Annotated in this window: 16 protein-coding genes; 6 read left to right on the top strand and 10 right to left on the bottom strand. The window is 62.8% G+C overall.

The genetic code is table 11. The annotated features are described in order from the left end of the window. Positions 1 to 7 precede the first annotated feature (7 nt). From P8Y64_05780 to P8Y64_05770, 3 genes are all read right to left on the bottom strand, one after another. The gene (locus P8Y64_05780; GenBank protein MEJ2059983.1) at positions 8 to 502 is read right to left on the bottom strand and encodes a GNAT family N-acetyltransferase; all 495 of its coding nucleotides are present in this window, start codon (positions 500 to 502) and stop codon (positions 8 to 10) included. A 28-nt stretch (positions 503 to 530) separates the two neighbouring features. Next, entirely contained in the window at positions 531 to 2,033 is a 1,503-nt protein-coding gene (locus P8Y64_05775; protein ID MEJ2059982.1) for an aldehyde dehydrogenase, read from the bottom strand. 64 nt (positions 2,034 to 2,097) lie between these two features. Continuing rightward, a complete protein-coding gene (locus P8Y64_05770; protein ID MEJ2059981.1) occupies positions 2,098 to 2,646 on the bottom strand; it encodes a cupin domain-containing protein in 549 nt (182 codons plus the stop codon). A gap of 145 nt (positions 2,647 to 2,791) precedes the next feature. Between P8Y64_05770 and P8Y64_05765 the strand changes: the two genes are divergently transcribed. From P8Y64_05765 to P8Y64_05755, 3 genes are all read left to right on the top strand, one after another. Beyond that, positions 2,792 to 4,135, top strand: a complete 1,344-nt coding sequence (locus P8Y64_05765) for an aspartate aminotransferase family protein (GenBank protein ID MEJ2059980.1) — start codon at positions 2,792 to 2,794, stop codon at positions 4,133 to 4,135. A gap of 65 nt (positions 4,136 to 4,200) precedes the next feature. Next, positions 4,201 to 5,334, top strand: a complete 1,134-nt coding sequence (ald, locus tag P8Y64_05760; protein MEJ2059979.1) for an alanine dehydrogenase — start codon at positions 4,201 to 4,203, stop codon at positions 5,332 to 5,334. Positions 5,335 to 5,450: 116 nt separating this feature from the next. After that, on the top strand, positions 5,451 to 6,998 hold the full coding sequence (locus P8Y64_05755; GenBank protein MEJ2059978.1) for a CoA-acylating methylmalonate-semialdehyde dehydrogenase: 1,548 nt from the start codon (positions 5,451 to 5,453) through the stop codon (positions 6,996 to 6,998). A 228-nt stretch (positions 6,999 to 7,226) separates the two neighbouring features. On the opposite strand, the gene P8Y64_05750 is transcribed toward P8Y64_05755, so the two are convergent. The 6 genes from P8Y64_05750 to P8Y64_05725 form a co-directional block, all read right to left on the bottom strand. Beyond that, positions 7,227 to 8,288 carry a spermidine/putrescine ABC transporter substrate-binding protein gene (locus tag P8Y64_05750; protein ID MEJ2059977.1) on the bottom strand — a complete coding sequence of 354 codons (1,062 nt, stop codon included), beginning with the start codon at positions 8,286 to 8,288 and terminating at the stop codon, positions 7,227 to 7,229. A gap of 31 nt (positions 8,289 to 8,319) precedes the next feature. Beyond that, positions 8,320 to 9,141: an ABC transporter permease gene (locus P8Y64_05745; GenBank protein MEJ2059976.1), complete on the bottom strand. Its 822-nt coding sequence runs from the start codon at positions 9,139 to 9,141 to the stop codon at positions 8,320 to 8,322. Next, positions 9,138 to 10,040 (bottom strand): ABC transporter permease, encoded by a 903-nt coding sequence (locus P8Y64_05740; protein MEJ2059975.1) that lies wholly within the window; start codon positions 10,038 to 10,040, stop codon positions 9,138 to 9,140. The genes P8Y64_05745 and P8Y64_05740 overlap by 4 nt, the downstream gene beginning before the upstream one ends. A gap of 29 nt (positions 10,041 to 10,069) precedes the next feature. Further along, on the bottom strand, positions 10,070 to 11,104 hold the full coding sequence (locus P8Y64_05735) for an ABC transporter ATP-binding protein (GenBank protein ID MEJ2059974.1): 1,035 nt from the start codon (positions 11,102 to 11,104) through the stop codon (positions 10,070 to 10,072). Between the two features lie 704 nt (positions 11,105 to 11,808). Continuing rightward, the gene (locus P8Y64_05730; protein ID MEJ2059973.1) at positions 11,809 to 12,309 is read right to left on the bottom strand and encodes a carboxymuconolactone decarboxylase family protein; all 501 of its coding nucleotides are present in this window, start codon (positions 12,307 to 12,309) and stop codon (positions 11,809 to 11,811) included. An 81-nt stretch (positions 12,310 to 12,390) separates the two neighbouring features. Then, positions 12,391 to 13,266: an RNA polymerase sigma-70 factor gene (locus tag P8Y64_05725; protein ID MEJ2059972.1), complete on the bottom strand. Its 876-nt coding sequence runs from the start codon at positions 13,264 to 13,266 to the stop codon at positions 12,391 to 12,393. Positions 13,267 to 13,717: 451 nt separating this feature from the next. Here P8Y64_05725 and P8Y64_05720 point away from each other — a divergent pair, with 451 nt between their 5' ends. Together P8Y64_05720 and P8Y64_05715 are read left to right on the top strand one after the other, a co-directional pair. Further along, positions 13,718 to 15,130 (top strand): form I ribulose bisphosphate carboxylase large subunit, encoded by a 1,413-nt coding sequence (locus P8Y64_05720; protein ID MEJ2059971.1) that lies wholly within the window; start codon positions 13,718 to 13,720, stop codon positions 15,128 to 15,130. A 54-nt stretch (positions 15,131 to 15,184) separates the two neighbouring features. Then, positions 15,185 to 15,529 (top strand): ribulose bisphosphate carboxylase small subunit, encoded by a 345-nt coding sequence (locus P8Y64_05715; GenBank protein MEJ2059970.1) that lies wholly within the window; start codon positions 15,185 to 15,187, stop codon positions 15,527 to 15,529. 95 nt (positions 15,530 to 15,624) lie between these two features. Here P8Y64_05715 and P8Y64_05710 read toward each other — a convergent pair whose 3' ends face one another. Next, positions 15,625 to 15,900: a hypothetical protein gene (locus P8Y64_05710; GenBank protein MEJ2059969.1), complete on the bottom strand. Its 276-nt coding sequence runs from the start codon at positions 15,898 to 15,900 to the stop codon at positions 15,625 to 15,627. A gap of 98 nt (positions 15,901 to 15,998) precedes the next feature. Between P8Y64_05710 and P8Y64_05705 the strand changes: the two genes are divergently transcribed. Beyond that, the coding region (locus P8Y64_05705; protein ID MEJ2059968.1) for a CsoS2 family carboxysome shell protein at positions 15,999 to 16,551 on the top strand (553 nt) is incomplete at its 3' end.

The raw sequence follows: 16,551 nt of genomic DNA, 5'->3' as shown, positions 1-16,551 counted from the left end.
ATGGTGCTTAAAAGTGATCGATGCGTTTGCTGTAGTGAACCCAGGCGCTGCGTTCGGCGCCGGTACCGTCATAAAGCCGTTGGGCCGTTAGATTGTCGCCGGCGGTTTCCCATTCCATCAGGGTGAGCCCACGCGCGCGGGCGATGCCGGCAGCGTGCTCCATCAGTTGCCGGCCGATACCCTGTCCGCGATGGGTTGATGCCACGAACAGATCGTAAAGCGTGGCGATGCGCCGTGCCTCGACGCTGCAGCGGGTGAAGTAAAGGGTGGAGAAACCGACGGGATGTTCATCGACGAGGGCGAGATGCTGGATGCCTTCCTCGGGTGCTTCCAGCAGCGAGGCGAAGAACGCGCGGTTGCGCGCCGGATCGATGTCGGTGGCCCGGTAGAAGCGCTGGTAGTCCTCGATCAGGGCCAGCAGTTGTTCGAGATTGTCCGGCGCGGCCGGGACGATACTCAGGGTGGGGCGGGTGCCCGCCGTTACGGGAGGCTTGCGCTTCATCGTATCGGCGGGCGGCCGCGAGCCGCTATCAGCGACTCAGATCGATCCAGGTGGTTTTGAGCTCGACGTACTTGTCGAAGGCGTGCAGCGACTTGTCGCGGCCGTTGCCGGATTGCTTGAAACCGCCGAACGGCACGGTCAGGTCGCCTTCATCGAAGCAGTTGACCCACAGGGTGCCGGCGCGCAGGCGCTTGGCCATGCGGTGCCCCTTGCTCATGTTGCTGGTCCAGACCGCCGCGGCCAGGCCATAGTCCGTGTCGTTGGCGATGCGTACGGCCTCTTCCTCATCCGTGAAGCTGATGGTGGAGAGCACCGGGCCGAAGATCTCCTCCTGGGCGATCTTCATGTCGTTGGTCACATTGTCGAAGATGGTCGGCTGCAGATAATAGCCGCCGGTTTCCTGCAGGGCACGCTCGCCACCCAGGCGAATGCGCGCACCGGCCTTTCTGCCGTCCTCGATGTAGCCCATCACCCGGTCGAGCTGGATGTCGTCGACGATGGCGCCCATGCGGGTCTGCGGGTCGAGCGGATCGCCGGGCGCCATGCGCTGGCCGGAGGCGATGACCTTTTCGATGAATGCCTCCTTGATCGATTCCTCCACCAGCAGACGCGAACCGGCGGTGCACATCTCGCCCTGGTTGTAGAAGATGGCGAAGGCGGAGGCCTCGGCCGCGGCATCCAGGTCGGGGGTGTCGGCGAACACGATATTCGGCGTCTTGCCGCCACACTCCAGCCAGGTCCGTTTCAGGTTGGACTGGCCGGCATACTGCATGATCTGTTTGCCGACCCAGGTGGAGCCGGTGAAGGCGATGCAATCCACGTCCATGTGCAGGGCGAGGGCCTTGCCGACGGTGTGGCCGAAACCGGGCAGGACATTGAACACGCCCTCCGGCATGCCGGCCTCCATCGCCAGTTCGGCCACGCGGATGGCGGTCAGGGGCGATTTTTCCGAGGGCTTGAGAATGACCGAGTTCCCGGCGGCCAGGGCCGGGCCGATCTTCCAGGCCGCCATCAGGATGGGGAAATTCCAGGGGACGATGGCCGCGACCACGCCGATGGGTTCGCGGGTGATCAGCCCCAGGGCCGCGTCGGGAGTTGGTGCCACCTCGTCGTACAGCTTGTCGACAGCTTCGCCGTAGTGGCGGATGCAGCGGGCCGCACCGGGGATGTCGATGGTGGTGCTGTCCCCGATCGGCTTGCCCATGTCCAGGGTTTCGAGCAGCGCGAGCTCCTCCAGGTGTTCGTCCATGAGCTGGCCGAAACGGATCATCACCTGCTTGCGATCGTGCGGCGCCATGCGTGACCAGGAGCCGGACTCGAAGGCCTTGCGGGCGGCGGCTACGGCGGCATCGGCATCCGCCGCATCGCATTCCGCGATCCTGGCCAGGGTCTGGCCGTTGGCGGGATTGATGCAGTCGAAGGTCTTGTTCGACAGCGAGTCTACATACCGCCCGCCGATGAAGGCCTGGCCGCGGATGTTCAGGGTCGTGGCTTTGGCCTGCCAGTCAGAGAGCGTCAGGTTACTGGTCATGAGAACTCCAAAAGGTGTTGGTTGATCATCACCGGGCGTCCGACCTGTCGCCTGACGTCCGGGATCAGAAACTGGGCGGTGTGTTGGCGCTGATGATCTCCGCCTCGACATCACCCGGGTTGCGGAAGCGGTGCGGAATCCGGCTCTCGAAGTAATAGGAGTCGCCGGGCCCCAGCACGCGCGATTCTCCGCCGACCGTCACTTCGATTTCCCCGCGCACCACCACGCCGGCTTCCTCGCCGTTGTGCTGCAGCATCTCCTCGCCGGTATCGGCACCGGGCGCGTAGACCTCATGCATCATCGACATGGCGCGTTCCTTGCGGTTGGCTGCGACCAGGAAGAAGGCGATCGGTCCGCTGCCCAGATCCGGCAGGTCGTCCTTGGAAAAGAACACCTGTTCCGCCGCGCCGAAATCCTGGGTGAAGAAATCCGCCATGGACAGCGAAAGGCCGTCCAGGATCTTCTTCAGCGAGCCGATGGACGGGCTGACCCGGTCCTGCTCGATCTGCGAAATCATCCCGTTTGTCACTCCCGCCCGCTTGGCGAGTTCGCGCTGCGAGAGACCGTACATCTCACGTAATGCGCGCAGTCGTGCACCGACATCTATGCTCATGTATTTAACCTCATTCCACTTAATATAGTAAACACGTAAGCGGTTGAATTCCAGGAATACCCGGAAATATCGCGGGTGTGTTGTTTATTTTATTTAACATGCTAGAATCGCCAGTATTGAGCTATTGAACCATGGACCCGTGGTGATGAACGACGTGAACCGCTATCAAAACATTATCCAGGATCGTGCCAGCAGGGAGTCCTTCTGGATGCCCTTTACGGCCAATCGCCAGTTCAAGGATGCACCCCGTTTGCTGGTTGCGGCCGAAGGTATGCATTACACCACGGCGGATGGCCGCAAGATCCTCGACGGGCAGGCCGGTCTCTGGTGCGTCAATGCGGGCCACGGCCAACGTAAAATTGTAGAGGCGATTCAGCGCCAGATCGAGGAACTGGATTTCGCCCCCACCTTCAATATGGGGCATCCGCTGCCCTTCGAGCTGGCAAACCGGCTGGTCAAGCACACGCCCGGGGACATGAACTACGTGTTCTTCACCAACTCGGGCTCCGAGTCGGTGGATACCGCGCTCAAGATCGCCATTGCCTACCATCGCGCGCGCGGCGAGGGTGCCCGTCAGCGCCTGATCGGGCGCGAAAAGGGTTACCACGGCGTCAATTTCGGCGGGGTGTCGGTAGGCGGCATCGTCACCAACCGCAAGCAGTTCGGCAGCCTGCTCACCGGCGTCGATCACCTGCCCCATACCCTGAACATCAAGGCCAACGCCTTCACCCGCGGCCTGCCGGACGGCGGCACGGAACTGGCGGACGAGCTCGAGCACATCGTCGGCCTGCACGATGCCTCCACCATCGCCGCGGTCATCGTGGAGCCGGTGGCCGGTTCGGCGGGCGTGATTCTGCCGCCCAAGGGATATCTCAAACGCCTGCGTGAGATCTGCGACAAGTACGGCATTCTGCTGATCTTCGACGAAGTGATCACCGGTTACGGACGCCTGGGCGAGCCCTTCGGCGCGCAGTACTTCGATGTGCTGCCCGACATCATGACCACCGCCAAGGGCCTGACCAACGGCACCATCCCCATGGGCGCGGTGTTCGTGCGCGAGCACGTCTACGAGGCCTTCATGAACGGCCCCGAAAACATGATCGAGCTGTTCCATGGCTACACTTATTCAGGGCATCCGGTCGCTGCCGCAGCGGGCATCGCGACCATGGACGTCTACGAGGAGCACGGCCTGCTGACCCGCGGTGCCGAGCTGGCATCGTACTGGGAAGATGCGGTGCACAGCCTGAAAGATCTGCCCAACGTCATCGACATCCGCAATCTGGGTCTGGTGGCGGGCATAGAACTCGACTCGCGGCCGGGCGAACCCGGTAAGCGGGCGTTTGATGTCCATGTGAGGTGTTTTGAGAAAGGTGCCTTGGTGCGGTTTACGGGCGACATCATCGCGATGTCCCCGCCGCTGATTATCGAGAAGTCGCAGATAGACGAACTGATCGGTGTACTGGCCGAGGCGATCAAGGCGACCAAGTGATACGCAGTTGGCGAACGTTTGTGCGCCCGACTGTTCAAACATTCATATAGATGGAGAGTTTTACGATGTTGATCGGCGTCCCTAAAGAGATAAAGAACCACGAGTACCGTGTTGGCCTGACGCCGGCTGGCGTTCGCGAGATGGTGCAGCACGGCCACAAGGTGATGATCGAGACCCAGGCCGGTGCCGGCATCGGTCTGGAAGACGAGGCCTACCAGGCCGCAGGTGCGGAGATCGTCGCCACGCCCGCCGAGATATTCGAGCGTGCGGAAATGATCATCAAGGTGAAGGAACCGCAGCCGGTTGAATGCAAGATGCTGCGCGAAAACCAGGTGCTGTTCACCTACCTGCACCTGGCCCCGGATCCGGAGCAGACCAAGCTGCTGGTGGCCTCCGGCGCGATCGCCATCGCCTACGAGACGGTGACCGATGACCGCGGTGGGCTGCCGCTGCTGGCCCCGATGAGCGAGGTCGCCGGGCGCATGTCCATTCAGGCCGGTGCCCACGCGCTGGAAAAGGCCCAGGGCGGCCGCGGCGTGCTGCTGGGCGGCGTGCCCGGTGTGGCGCCCGCGAATGTCACCGTCATCGGCGGCGGCGTGGTCGGTATCAATGCGGCGCGCATGGCCATGGGGCTGGGCGCGAACGTCACCATCCTGGACAGGAACCTGAACCGGCTCAAGGAGCTGGACGCCCAGTTCGGTCCGCTGCTGAAGACCGTCTACTCCACCTCCGACGCCATCGAGGAACACGTGTACAACGCGGATCTCGTCATCGGTGCCGTGCTGGTGCCCGGTGCCGCGGCGCCCAAGCTGGTCAGCAACGAGATGCTCAAGCACATGCACAACGGTTCGGTGGTGGTGGACGTCGCCATCGACCAGGGCGGTTGCTTCGAGGCCAGCCGTGCGACCACCCACGAGGATCCGACCTACGTGGTTGAGGGCGTGGTGCACTACTGCGTCGCCAACATGCCGGGCGGCGTGGCGCGCACCTCGACCTTCGCGCTGACCAACGCGACGCTGCCGTATGCGCTGGAACTGGCGGACAAGGGCTACGGACAGGCATTGCTGGACAACCCGCATCTGCGCAACGGCCTGAACGTGCACAAGGGGCAGGTGACCTTCGAGGCCGTGGCCCGAGATCTGGGCTATGACTATCAGCCTGCGCTGGATGCGCTGAAACGACTTTCCCTGGCGAGCTGAAGCTCGGTATTGCCGTGGGGGGCGCAACGCCCCCCGCGGATTTTTTTGTTTCTGTCGCATTCGTCGTCCAGGGCCTACGCTTATACGATAAGGCCTGCCAAATCGGGGTAATCCTAATGAGTCAATCCACCGCCAATACTCAGACATCGGCGCAGCCTGATGCTGCCACCTTGCCGACGCTCGGCCACTACGTGAACGGCCGGCGGGTCGCCGGTACCGGCGAGCGTTACGGCGATGTCTACAACCCGGCCCTGGGCAGCGTCCAGGCGCGTGTCGCCCTGGCCTCCCGCGCCGAGACCGAGGCGGCCATCCAGGCCGCCGCCGAGGCCGCGCCCGCCTGGGCCGCCATGACGCCGCTGCGCCGCGCGCGCATCCTGTTCCGCTTCAAGGAACTGCTCGAACAGAACAAGCAGGACCTGGTGGCGATCATCACGCGCGAACACGGCAAGACCCTGCCGGACGCCATGGGCGAACTGACCCGCGGTATCGAGGTGGTGGAGTTCGCCTGCGGCATTCCGCATCTGCTCAAGGGCGAGATGTCGGAAGACGTCGGGCGCGGCGTGGACAGTTGGTCGCTGCGCCAGCCCGTCGGCGTGTGCGCCGGCATCACGCCGTTCAACTTCCCGGCCATGGTGCCGATGTGGATGTTCCCGGTGGCCATTGCCGCGGGCAACACCTTCGTCCTCAAGCCATCGGAAAAGGACCCGAGTCTGCCGATGCGTATGGCCGAGCTGCTGACCGAGGCAGGGCTGCCGGATGGCGTGTTCAATGTGGTGAACGGCGATAAGGAAGCCGTGGACACGCTGCTGACCGACCCGCGTGTGGGGGCGATCAGCTTCGTGGGCTCAACGCCGATCGCCAAGTACATCTACAACACCGGGACCGAGCACGGAAAGCGCGTGCAGGCCCTGGGCGGCGCCAAGAACCACATGCTCGTCATGCCCGATGCCGACCTGGATCAGACGGTGGATGCCCTGATGGGCGCCGCCTACGGTTCGGCGGGCGAGCGCTGCATGGCGATCTCTGTGGCCGTGGCCGTGGGCGATATCGCCGATCCGCTGGTCGCGAAGCTGACCGAACGGGTCGAGGCGCTGAAGATCGGTCCCGGCGATGCCGGCGAGATCGAAATGGGCCCGCTGGTAACCCGCGAGCATTATCAGAAGGTGCGCGATTACGTCGACCTGGGCGTCGAGGAAGGCGCCACCCTGGTCGTCGACGGCCGTGATCTCAAGGTGCCCGGCCATGAGGACGGTTTCTTCCTGGGCGGCTGCCTGTTCGACCACGTCACCCCCGAGATGCGCATTTACCAGGAAGAGATATTCGGCCCCGTGCTGGTGGTCGTGCGCGTGCCGGATTTCGATACCGGCCTGCAGCTGATCAACGCACACACCTTCGGCAACGGCACCGCCATCTTCACCCGCGACGGCGGTTGGGGGCGGCGTTTCTCGCATGCCGTACAGGCGGGCATGGTGGGTATCAACGTGCCGATCCCCGTGCCCATGGCGTTCCACAGCTTCGGCGGCTGGAAGCAGTCACTGTTCGGCGACATGCACATCCACGGCCCGGAAGGCGTGCGGTTTTACACGCGCCTCAAGACGGTGACCTCGCGCTGGCACGCGCATGCCGAAGGGGCGTCGCACTTCCATATGCCCGTGCACAAGTAACGGTCACGCATTACCTGCAAGCCAATGCCGCGGGTCCGGTGACGGGCCCGCGGCTTTTTTGTGCCTGAAGAACCAGAATGGGTTGATGGCTATACGTCGATGAGGCGGTAATGCGGGGCTGCTGTCGGGGGAAGCATGGTTGGCGGGACGGATGCGTTGGCGCACCCAAAAGAAAACCCCCGTTGCATCCCTCGCGATGAGAGATGCAACGGGGGCGGAGGCACAGGATCAGTGCTCGCGCGCGGCGCGCCAGATCGCTGAGTACTGCTTCAACGCCTCACCTTCCAAGGCAGGCACATAGCTCAGTCGCTTCCACTCCTCGGCGGTCGGGGTGACCAGCGGGGTCTTCAGCACCGGATCCAGGTAGGGTTTGGCGGCGGCGTTCGGACTGGCGTAGACGTTATAGTTCGACAGCTGCGCGCCGACCTTGGCATCCAGGATGTAGTTGATGAACTTGTAGGCCAGCGCCGGATGCGGGGCATGGGCGGGAATGGCCATGTTGTCCACCCAGACCTCCGAGCCTTCCTTCGGGATGAACCACTTCACATGCTTGGTGGCCTTGGGGCTGCCCTCGATCTCGGAAGCGAGGTCGCCGTTGAAGATCATGCCGACGGAGATGATGCCTTTCTCTAGCTGATGCAGGGCCGGCGTACCGTCGACGAAGCCGGTGAAATTGGGTCGTTTCTGCACGGCGACCACCGCTTTGGCGGCCTTTTTCCATGCGTCCACGCCGGTGCAGTCGAAGCCGAGGCCGAGATAGGCGCAGGCGGCGCCCATGGTGTCCGCACCGGTGCTGCCCATGACGGCGAAGGGATAAGAGGCGTTGACCTTCGGGTCGAAGATCAGCGACCAGCTCTTGGGTGGGTTCTTGATCTTGCGGTCATCGTAGGCGAGCAGCGTGGTACCCCACTGGTAGGGAATCGAATACTGCAGGTTGGGATCGTAGGCCGGGTTGTTGAACTGCGGCATCAGATTCTTGAGGTTGGGAATCTGTTTGTGATCCAGCTTCATAAGCAGGCCGGCCTTGGCCATGCGCTGGATCATGTAGTTCGAGGGGACGACCACGTCGTACTGGGAGGTGCCGCCGGCCATCAGCTTGGCCTGCAGTTCGGCGTTGGAAGAATAGTAGGTCTCGACAACTTTTACATCGTACTTTTTCTCGAACGCCTTGATGATGTCCGGATCCATGTACTCGGTCCAGTTGAACAGATAAAGCGTCTGCTGGGCGAAGGCCCATGCCGGCAGGGACGCCAGCACCAGTGTCATTAACAGTCGTTTGAACAGGGACATGTGTTGCTCTCCATTTATATCTGGCTGATGGTTAATTACTCGTTGGTGCAAGATGCCCAACACGACGGGCGCTTAAATAGGTTTGGATCAACGCGACCAGCAGCACGGCACCGATCAGCAGGCTCGCGATGGCGTTGGTTTCCGGTGTGACGCCGTGCTTGGCGATGCTGCCCCAGATGTAGATCGGCAGGGTCACGCTGCCCGGGCCACTGGTGAAAAAGCTGATGACGAAGTCATCCAGCGACAGCGTGAACGCCAGCAGAAACGAGGCGATCAGGGCCGGGCGCAGCACGGGGATCCAGAAGGCGTAGATGCTCTTCAGCGGTGAGGCGTAAAGATCGGCCGCCGCGTTGACGAGATCCCGGTCCAGGCCCACCAGGCGCGCATAGACGATCAGTGCGACATAGGGAATCTGGAAGCTGATGTGGGCGATGCCCATGGTCAGCAGACCCGCGTTCGGCCAGCCGATGAACTGCTTGAGGTAGTTGAAGAACACCATCTGCGAGATGCCGTAGATGACGTCGGGCATCACGATCGGCAGGTAGACGATCAGGGCCAGAACGGCGAATCCCCTGCCGCGATACTTGTGCAGCCCGACGGCCAGGAAGGCACCGAACAGGGTGCCGATGAGGGCGGATGTCAGGCCCAGTTCCAGCGACTTGAACAGGGCGTTGAGCATGCCGCCGCCTTCCAGCACCTTGCCGTACCAGTCGAGCGTAAAGCCGGTCAGGTGCACCGCGGCCATTTCGGGTTCGAACGAAAAGGCCACCACCACGACCAGCGGCATCCACAAAAAGCCCAGCGTGGCGAGCGCGACGGCGTTCGAAATCTTCTTGGCGATACCGGATCTCATAGCAGGTTCGCCTCCCCGGCGTTCAGTTTTCGGGAGAGGCGCCTGAATACCGCCAATCCGATGAAAGTGAAGGCCAGCATGACCAGCGTGAGGGCGGCACCGAACGGCCAGTTGGGCAGCGAGCTGAACTGCGAGGCGATCAGGTTGCCGAGCATCATGGCTTTGTCACCGCCCAGCAGCTGGGGAACGATGTAGGCGCCGAATGCCGGGATGGCCACCAGGATGATGCCGGCCAGCAGGCCCGGGATGGTCTGCGGGAACACGCCGTGCCAGAACACCCGCCAGCTGTTGGCGTACAGATCGCGCGTGGCGTCGACCAGGCGCCAGTCGAGCTTTTCGACCGAGGCATAGATCGGCAACACCATGTAGGGCAGGTAGTTGTAGATCAGGCCCATCGATACGGCGTAATTGCTGGGATACAGGCCGAGATGCTGCGGGATCAGGCCCAGGTGCACGGCCAGATCGGACAGCGGCGTGTCGGGCGCGAGCAGCTGCATCCAGGCATAGGTGCGTACCACCTGGTTGGTCCAGGAGGGGATGATGACCAACAGCAGCAGGAAGGCGCGATAGCGCTCGCGCACGCCGGCGATGAAGAATGCCACCGGATAGGCGAGCAGGATGGTCGCGATGGTCGTATAGCCCGCCTGCAGCAGCGAGCGGCCGATGACCTGCAGATTGCCAGGACTCCACCCCAGAAAGTTGAAACCCGCGACCTGTTTGAAGGCATCCGTGGTCAGCGGCATGACGGGCTGGCCGTAGGCGCCGTTGGTCAGGAAGGCCAACAGGCCCATCAGCACGCTGGGCAGGAACAAAAAGACGGTAATCCACGCCACCCCGGGACCGATGGTGGCGGTGAGCCGTAAAGCCTGTGTGTATGAGGACCCATTCAAGCGGATCATGTGCGCATCTCCGTTACTTGATGGATCGGTCAGTCATCCGCGAGCGGGATGACGTCCTGGGGATGCGCCTGCACGGTGATCGTCTCACCCATCTCCGGCAGATCGCAGCCGTGGCCCTGGTGGGCGACCACCGCCGTCAGGCAGTAATCGCCGATTTCCAGGCTGTAGCGACTGCTGGCGCCGAGATAGATGCGTTCACGCACCACGGTCTGGAAGCTGTTGTAGCCGGGCAGTGATTCGCAGCCGATACGCAGTCGCTCGGGGCGGATCATCACCTTGGATACGTTGGTTGCCGCGGGTTCGATCATCAGGCGTCCGATCGGTGTGTCGAGCGCATTGCCATCCACGCGGTTCACCGGCAGGCAGTTGGCCAGGCCGAGGAACTCGGCGACGTAGGCCGTGCGGGGACGCTCATACAGTTCGGTCACGCCACCGACCTGCTCGACGCGGCCGTTGCGCATGACCGCGATGCGGTCCGATAGGGTCAGCGCTTCGGCCTGGTCGTGCGTGACCAGGACGAAGGTCATGCCCAGGCGCTGCTGGGTGCGCTTGAGCTCCAGTTGCAGCTCGGTGCGCAGTTTGGCGTCGAGCGCGGAAAGCGGTTCGTCGAGCAGCAGGATCTGCGGTTCGTTGACCAGGGCCCGCGACAGCGCGACGCGCTGCTGCTGGCCGCCGGAAAGCTGGTCCGGCCGGCGCGAGGCCAGCGGCTCCAGGTGCATGAATTCGAGGATCTTCGCCACCTTCGCGTGGCGCTCGGCCTTGGAGATGCCGCGCATGCGAAGTCCGAAGGCGATGTTGTCGGTGACGTTCAGGTGGGGAAACAGGGCGTAGGACTGGAAGACGGTGTTGACTTTGCGGACGTGGGCGGACTCGGCGGTAACCTGCTTGTTGTTGATGACTATCTCGCCGGAATCGGGTCGTTCGAGTCCGGCGATGCATCGCAACAGCGTGGTCTTGCCGCAACCCGACGGTCCGAGGAGGGTAAAGAATTCGCCGGGTTCCACCTTCAGGCTTACGCCGTCCAGTGCCAGATGTTCATCGTAATGCTTGGTAACTTGCTGCACTTCCAGGCTTACCCCGTGGGACAGGGGGGCGGTCTGTGCCGTGGATTGAGGGTCGTCCAAGACCGCATGGGGGGATCGTTGGGCTTCAGGCATCAGATCTCATTCCTCAGTCAAATACTGCGAGTCGTATTGTTTTCAGCAGCCGCCGGATTGTTGTTGTGATAGGCGTTGCCAAAGGGGGGTAACAAAATGCGTGCCAAATTAGGGCTGGTCGGGCGGGGAATCTCCTTGGATGGCGGTATCAAGCTTCGTTTTTGGATTAATATAATAAACGCGTATATGCCTAAGCGCCGGATTCAACAGTAAAAAAACGCCTCCGGGGACAAGGCTATTTCTGCATATTTGCAGCAATTTTCGTTGTAAGTCAACTGGGTTGGCCAACGCCGTGGCCGGCCGTAAGCCCGAATCGAGGTGTTTTTAATAATAAACATATGCGCGGATATGGTGCGCCAGGTGCTTCGTGCACCGGATTGGCGCGCCGGGGGCGCTGCGTCGGTGGGGTGCTGGAGCGGCGGGTGGGGACGAACGGCCTGTGTTGCGCCGCGTGGTATCCAGTCGAATGTTTGACTGCGGATGCGTGGCTGAGTTCGTGCGCTGCGTTGCCGCTTGATAAAGGCAGGGTGGGGCTTTCAGGTCTTGCGGACCGGTGAGGAGGGCCTGTCGGCACAGGTACCGGACAGACCCTCGTGGATATGCCTGGCGGGTCAGCTTGCCTGCTGGTAGTGCGATTTCAGTTTTGTCCGGCGTGGCCAGGTTGCGGGGTCGTAGCTGCCCGCGGGTGTGTGGAAGGGGATGGCCAGCCGATTCCAGCCATTGATCACGATGATGGCGAGTGTCAGGTCGACCAGCTCCCTGTCGCTGAATTGCTCTTGCACCGTCTGTTCGATCTGCTCCGTGATCTCGTGTGTCGAAAGCTCGGTCAGGGTCTCGGTCCAGAGCAGGGCGGCTCTTTCCCGGGCTGAGAAGAACGGCGTCTCCCGCCAGGCCGGCAAGGTGTAGAGGCGCTGTTCGGTTTCACCGGCGGCGCGCGCATCTTTGGTGTGCATGTCCAGGCAGAACGCGCAGCCGTTGATTTGCGAGGCGCGTGTCTTGACGAGTTCCAGCAGGCTGTGTTCCAGGCCGCACTGGCGGATATAGGCCTCCAGTCCGTGCATCGGCTGCAGCCCCTCGGGGGCGATTTCCGTGTAATTCAGTTGTGGTCGCATGTCGGGGTCTCCTGTGCTTGGTGTGTGCATCCTGAAGACGCCCGGATCGGACGGTTTGTGACAATGGGCGCTATGTCCCTCTCAGTGGAGGGTGAGTAGCGAAAGCTTGTCCGGATTGCGGACGGTGTAGATCTCGTGGATCGCCTGGCCATCCGTCATCAGCAGGATGACGGATTCCACGTCTCCGTTATCGTTTCGATAGGCGACTAGGCCCGGCTCGTTGTTGATGTCCATGATCTCAAACCGCCGCAGGCCGTCCAGCCGTTTGCTGACCGCGTAATAAAGTCTGGCGATGCGTTCCGGTCCGTAGAGAATCCGGTTGACGGCGGTGGCCTTGCCGCCGCCGTCGCTGATCAGGCGGATATCCTCGGCGAACAGGGTCTTGAGCGCATCGATGTTGCCCGTGTAGGCGACGGAGACGAATTTCGACAGCAGGTCCAGATGCGCTTGGCGATCGACCGAGTAACGGGTCCGCCCGGCTTGCAGGTGTTTTCTGGCGCGATGGACGATCTGCCTGCAGGCCTCCTGCGATTTTTCCAGGATTTGCCCGATGGCCGGGTAGTCGTATTCGAAGACCTCCCGCAACAAAAAGGCGGCGCGCTCTTCGGGGCTGAGGCGTTCGAGCAGGCGCAGGTAGGCCAGCGAGATATCGCCCGCCAGTTCGATGGTTTCTTCCGCAGAGGCGGCCTGTGCGGATATCAGCGGCTCGGGCAGCCATTCACCCGGATAGGTTTCGCGTTCCCGCTTGGCCTTGCGCAGGTGGTCGATGCACAGCCGGGTCACGACCGTGACCAGCCAGGCTTCCGGGGTGTCCAGTGATGAGGTGTCCGCGTGATGCCAGCGCAGATAGGCATCCTGCAGGACGTCTTCGGCATCGCTGCGGGTGCCGAGCATGCGATAGGCGATGCCGAACAGTCGGGGACGATAGTGATTGAAGTCGGTTGCTTCGGAAGGCATTCCTTCCTCCTGTCCGGGTATGCGTGGGGATCCAATCTGGAGACGTCCCGAGTGGCCGGATTGTGACATCCGCCGTGGAAATAAAAAAACGGCCGTTCTGAGGCGGCCTTCAGGCTTTGTTCCCTTGCGTAGCACGCCCTCGTTGTCCCGCCAGTTGCCGGATAACGCCGATTCGTTTCGGCCTGGATTTTCCAGGTTTAAACGATTGCTAAACGCAATATTTAAAAACTTAAACTGTAATTTACCGCTCCTCCCGCCCTAGACTCCGCGCACATTGCCGGGCTGCCATATATTTAAACGATTATTAAAGCAAAAGTTTAAAAACTTAAACTGTTATTTACATATCCGGCTCCATAAACTCTGAGCCAATCTTGCAGGCTTGGGCTGCGTATCAGGAACGCGAAGCCGTCGATCGATTAACACTCAAATCGCAAATTAGGAGGACTCCTCAATGAGTGCGAATTACCAAGCGGGCGTGAAAGAGTACCGCGAGATGTACTGGACGCCGGACTATGTGCCGCTCGATACCGATTTGCTCGCGTGCTTCAAATGCACCGGCCAGCCTGGCGTGCCGCGCGAGGAAGTGGCGGCGGCCGTCGCCGCGGAATCTTCCACCGGTACCTGGTCCACCGTGTGGTCGGAGCTCCTGACCGACCTGGAGTACTACAAGGGCCGCGCCTACCGCATCGAGGACGTGCCGGGTGACCCCGAGTCCTTCTACGCCTTCATCGCCTACCCGATCGACCTGTTCGAGGAAGGCTCCATCGTTAACGTGCTGACCTCGCTGGTCGGTAACGTGTTCGGCTTCAAGGCCCTGCGCCACCTGCGTCTGGAAGACATCCGCTTCCCGATCGCCTACATCAAGACCTGCGGCGGTCCGCCGGCCGGTATCCAGGTCGAGCGCGACCGCCTGAACAAGTACGGCCGCCCGATGCTGGGCTGCACCATCAAGCCAAAGCTGGGCCTGTCCGCGAAGAACTACGGCCGTGCCGTGTACGAGTGTCTGCGCGGCGGTCTGGACCTGACCAAGGACGACGAGAACGTCAACTCCCAGCCGTTCATGCGCTGGCGCGACCGCTTCGAGTTCGTCGGCGAGGCCATCCAGAAGGCCGAGCAGGAAACCGGCGAGCGCAAGGGTCACTACCTGAACGTGACGGCGCCCGATCCGGAGCAGATGTACGAGCGCGCCGAGTTCGCCAAGGAAATCGGCTGCCCGATCGTCATGCACGACTTCCTGACCGGCGGCTTCACCGCCAACACCGGCCTGGCCAAGTGGTGCCGCAAGAACGGCATGCTGCTGCACATCCACCGCGCCATGCACGCGGTTATCGACCGTCACCCGAAGCACGGTATCCACTTCCGCGTTCTGGCCAAGTGCCTGCGCCTGTCCGGCGGTGACCACCTGCACACCGGCACCGTGGTCGGCAAGCTCGAAGGCGACCGTGCCTCCACCCTCGGCTTCGTCGATCAGCTGCGCGAGTCCTTCGTGCCGGAAGATCGCAGCCGCGGCGTGTTTTTCGACCAGGACTGGGGCTCCATGCCCGGCGTGTTCGCGGTCGCTTCCGGTGGTATCCACGTCTGGCACATGCCTGCGCTGGTCACGATCTTCGGCGACGACTCGGTGCTGCAGTTCGGTGGTGGTACCCAGGGGCATCCCTGGGGCAACGCCGCCGGTGCCGCTGCCAACCGCGTGGCGCTCGAGGCCTGCGTCAAGGCACGCAACCAGGGTCGCGAACTCGAGAAAGAGTCGCGCGACATCCTCACCGAGGCCGCCAAGCACAGCCCCGAGCTGGCCATCGCGATGGAGACCTGGAAGGAGATCAAGTTCGAATTCGACACCGTCGACAAGCTCGACGTGGGCTGATCGCCTGTCCGTTCACGACTTCAGACCGACTGAAACGATTACGAGGACAACTCAATGAACAACAGTTCCACGATGGGTGATTACCAGACCGCCCAGACGCTCGAGACCTTCGGCTTTCTGCCCAAGCTGACCCAGGACGAGGTCTACGACCAGATCGCGTACCTGATCGCCAACGGCTGGACCCCGGCTATCGAGCACGAGCACCCGAGCCGCGCGGGCAACCACTACTGGACCATGTGGAAGCTCCCGTTCTTCGGCGAGAAGAATCTGGACAACGTAATGGCGGAGATCGATGCCTGCCATCGCGCCTACCCGGGCCATCACGTGCGCCTGATTGGCTACGACAACTACACCCAGAGCCAGGGCGTGTGCTTCGTGGTCATCGAGGGCCGTGGCTAATCGACGCCACGCAATGAAGTGAGGCGAATCCGGCTGGGGCGGCAACGCAACAGCATGCCGCCCTGGGCCGGAAAACCGGCAGTAAAGACAGCTTTTCAGACGGGTGAAGACATGACACAGCAGACCAGTGCACAGATAAGCGGACGCGCGTTGGCGCTGGCAAGGCGCAAGGCCTTGTCGAGTGCCGGCAAGGCGGCCGACAAGGCCTCCGCGGCCAGCCGCACTCGGGCGGACTCGGCCGCGCGCAGTGCCGCGCCGGCCCAGACGGCTGCGGCCCCGGTGCCCGCAGCGCGCAGCCAGGGGGCTGCCGCCGGCAGTGGCACGTCCAGCCGCGCCGCTGCGCTCGCCCGTCGCAAGGCCATGTCCAGCAAGGGCAAAACCGCTGCCGGCGTTCAGGACCGCGTACGCACTGGTATGCCCGGCAAGCCGGTGCAGGACACGGCTCCGGCAACCCGGTCGTGCCGCATCCATGGCCCGCCGCCGGGCACAGGCTGCGCGCGGCAAGGCGGGCGTCAGCGCGGCTGGCATGACGCCGGCGCAGGCCGCCCGCGCAGGCAATCCGGAACTGTCCGGGCGCGAGCTTGCCCAGGCGCTGCGCGAGCAGCGGAGCCGGCGTGGCGGCGCCGGACAGAAAAAGTCCGCGCCGACCGGGCGGCAGCGGCCGGCTCGCACCAACGCTTCGCAAGCTGCGGCCCAGGACGCGCCCTGGAAGGTGGGCGCCAGCGAAACCGCAGACGGGCAGACCGTGACCGGGACGATGGTCGGCCGCAGCCGAGACGTGACCGGCGACGAGGCGAGCACCTGCCGCACCGTGACCGGCACCGAATACATGGGTGCGGATATCTTCCGCGATTTCTGCCAGGCCGAACCGGCCAAGGGTTTTAACCGGGTCGGCGTGAGTTCGACCGGCCGCGGCAACCGCGTCACCGGCAACGAGGTCGGCCGCAGCGGCAAGGTGACCGGCGACGAGCCCGGCACCTGCAAACAAGTGACCGGGACCGAATACGTCGGCGCCGGTCAGA

Source organism: Gammaproteobacteria bacterium (genome assembly GCA_037388465.1).
GTDB lineage: Bacteria > Pseudomonadota > Gammaproteobacteria > SpSt-1174 > SpSt-1174 > JARRKE01.
The sequence above is the reverse complement of the archived record's forward strand: the minus strand, read 5'-3'. Positions and strand labels throughout refer to the sequence as shown.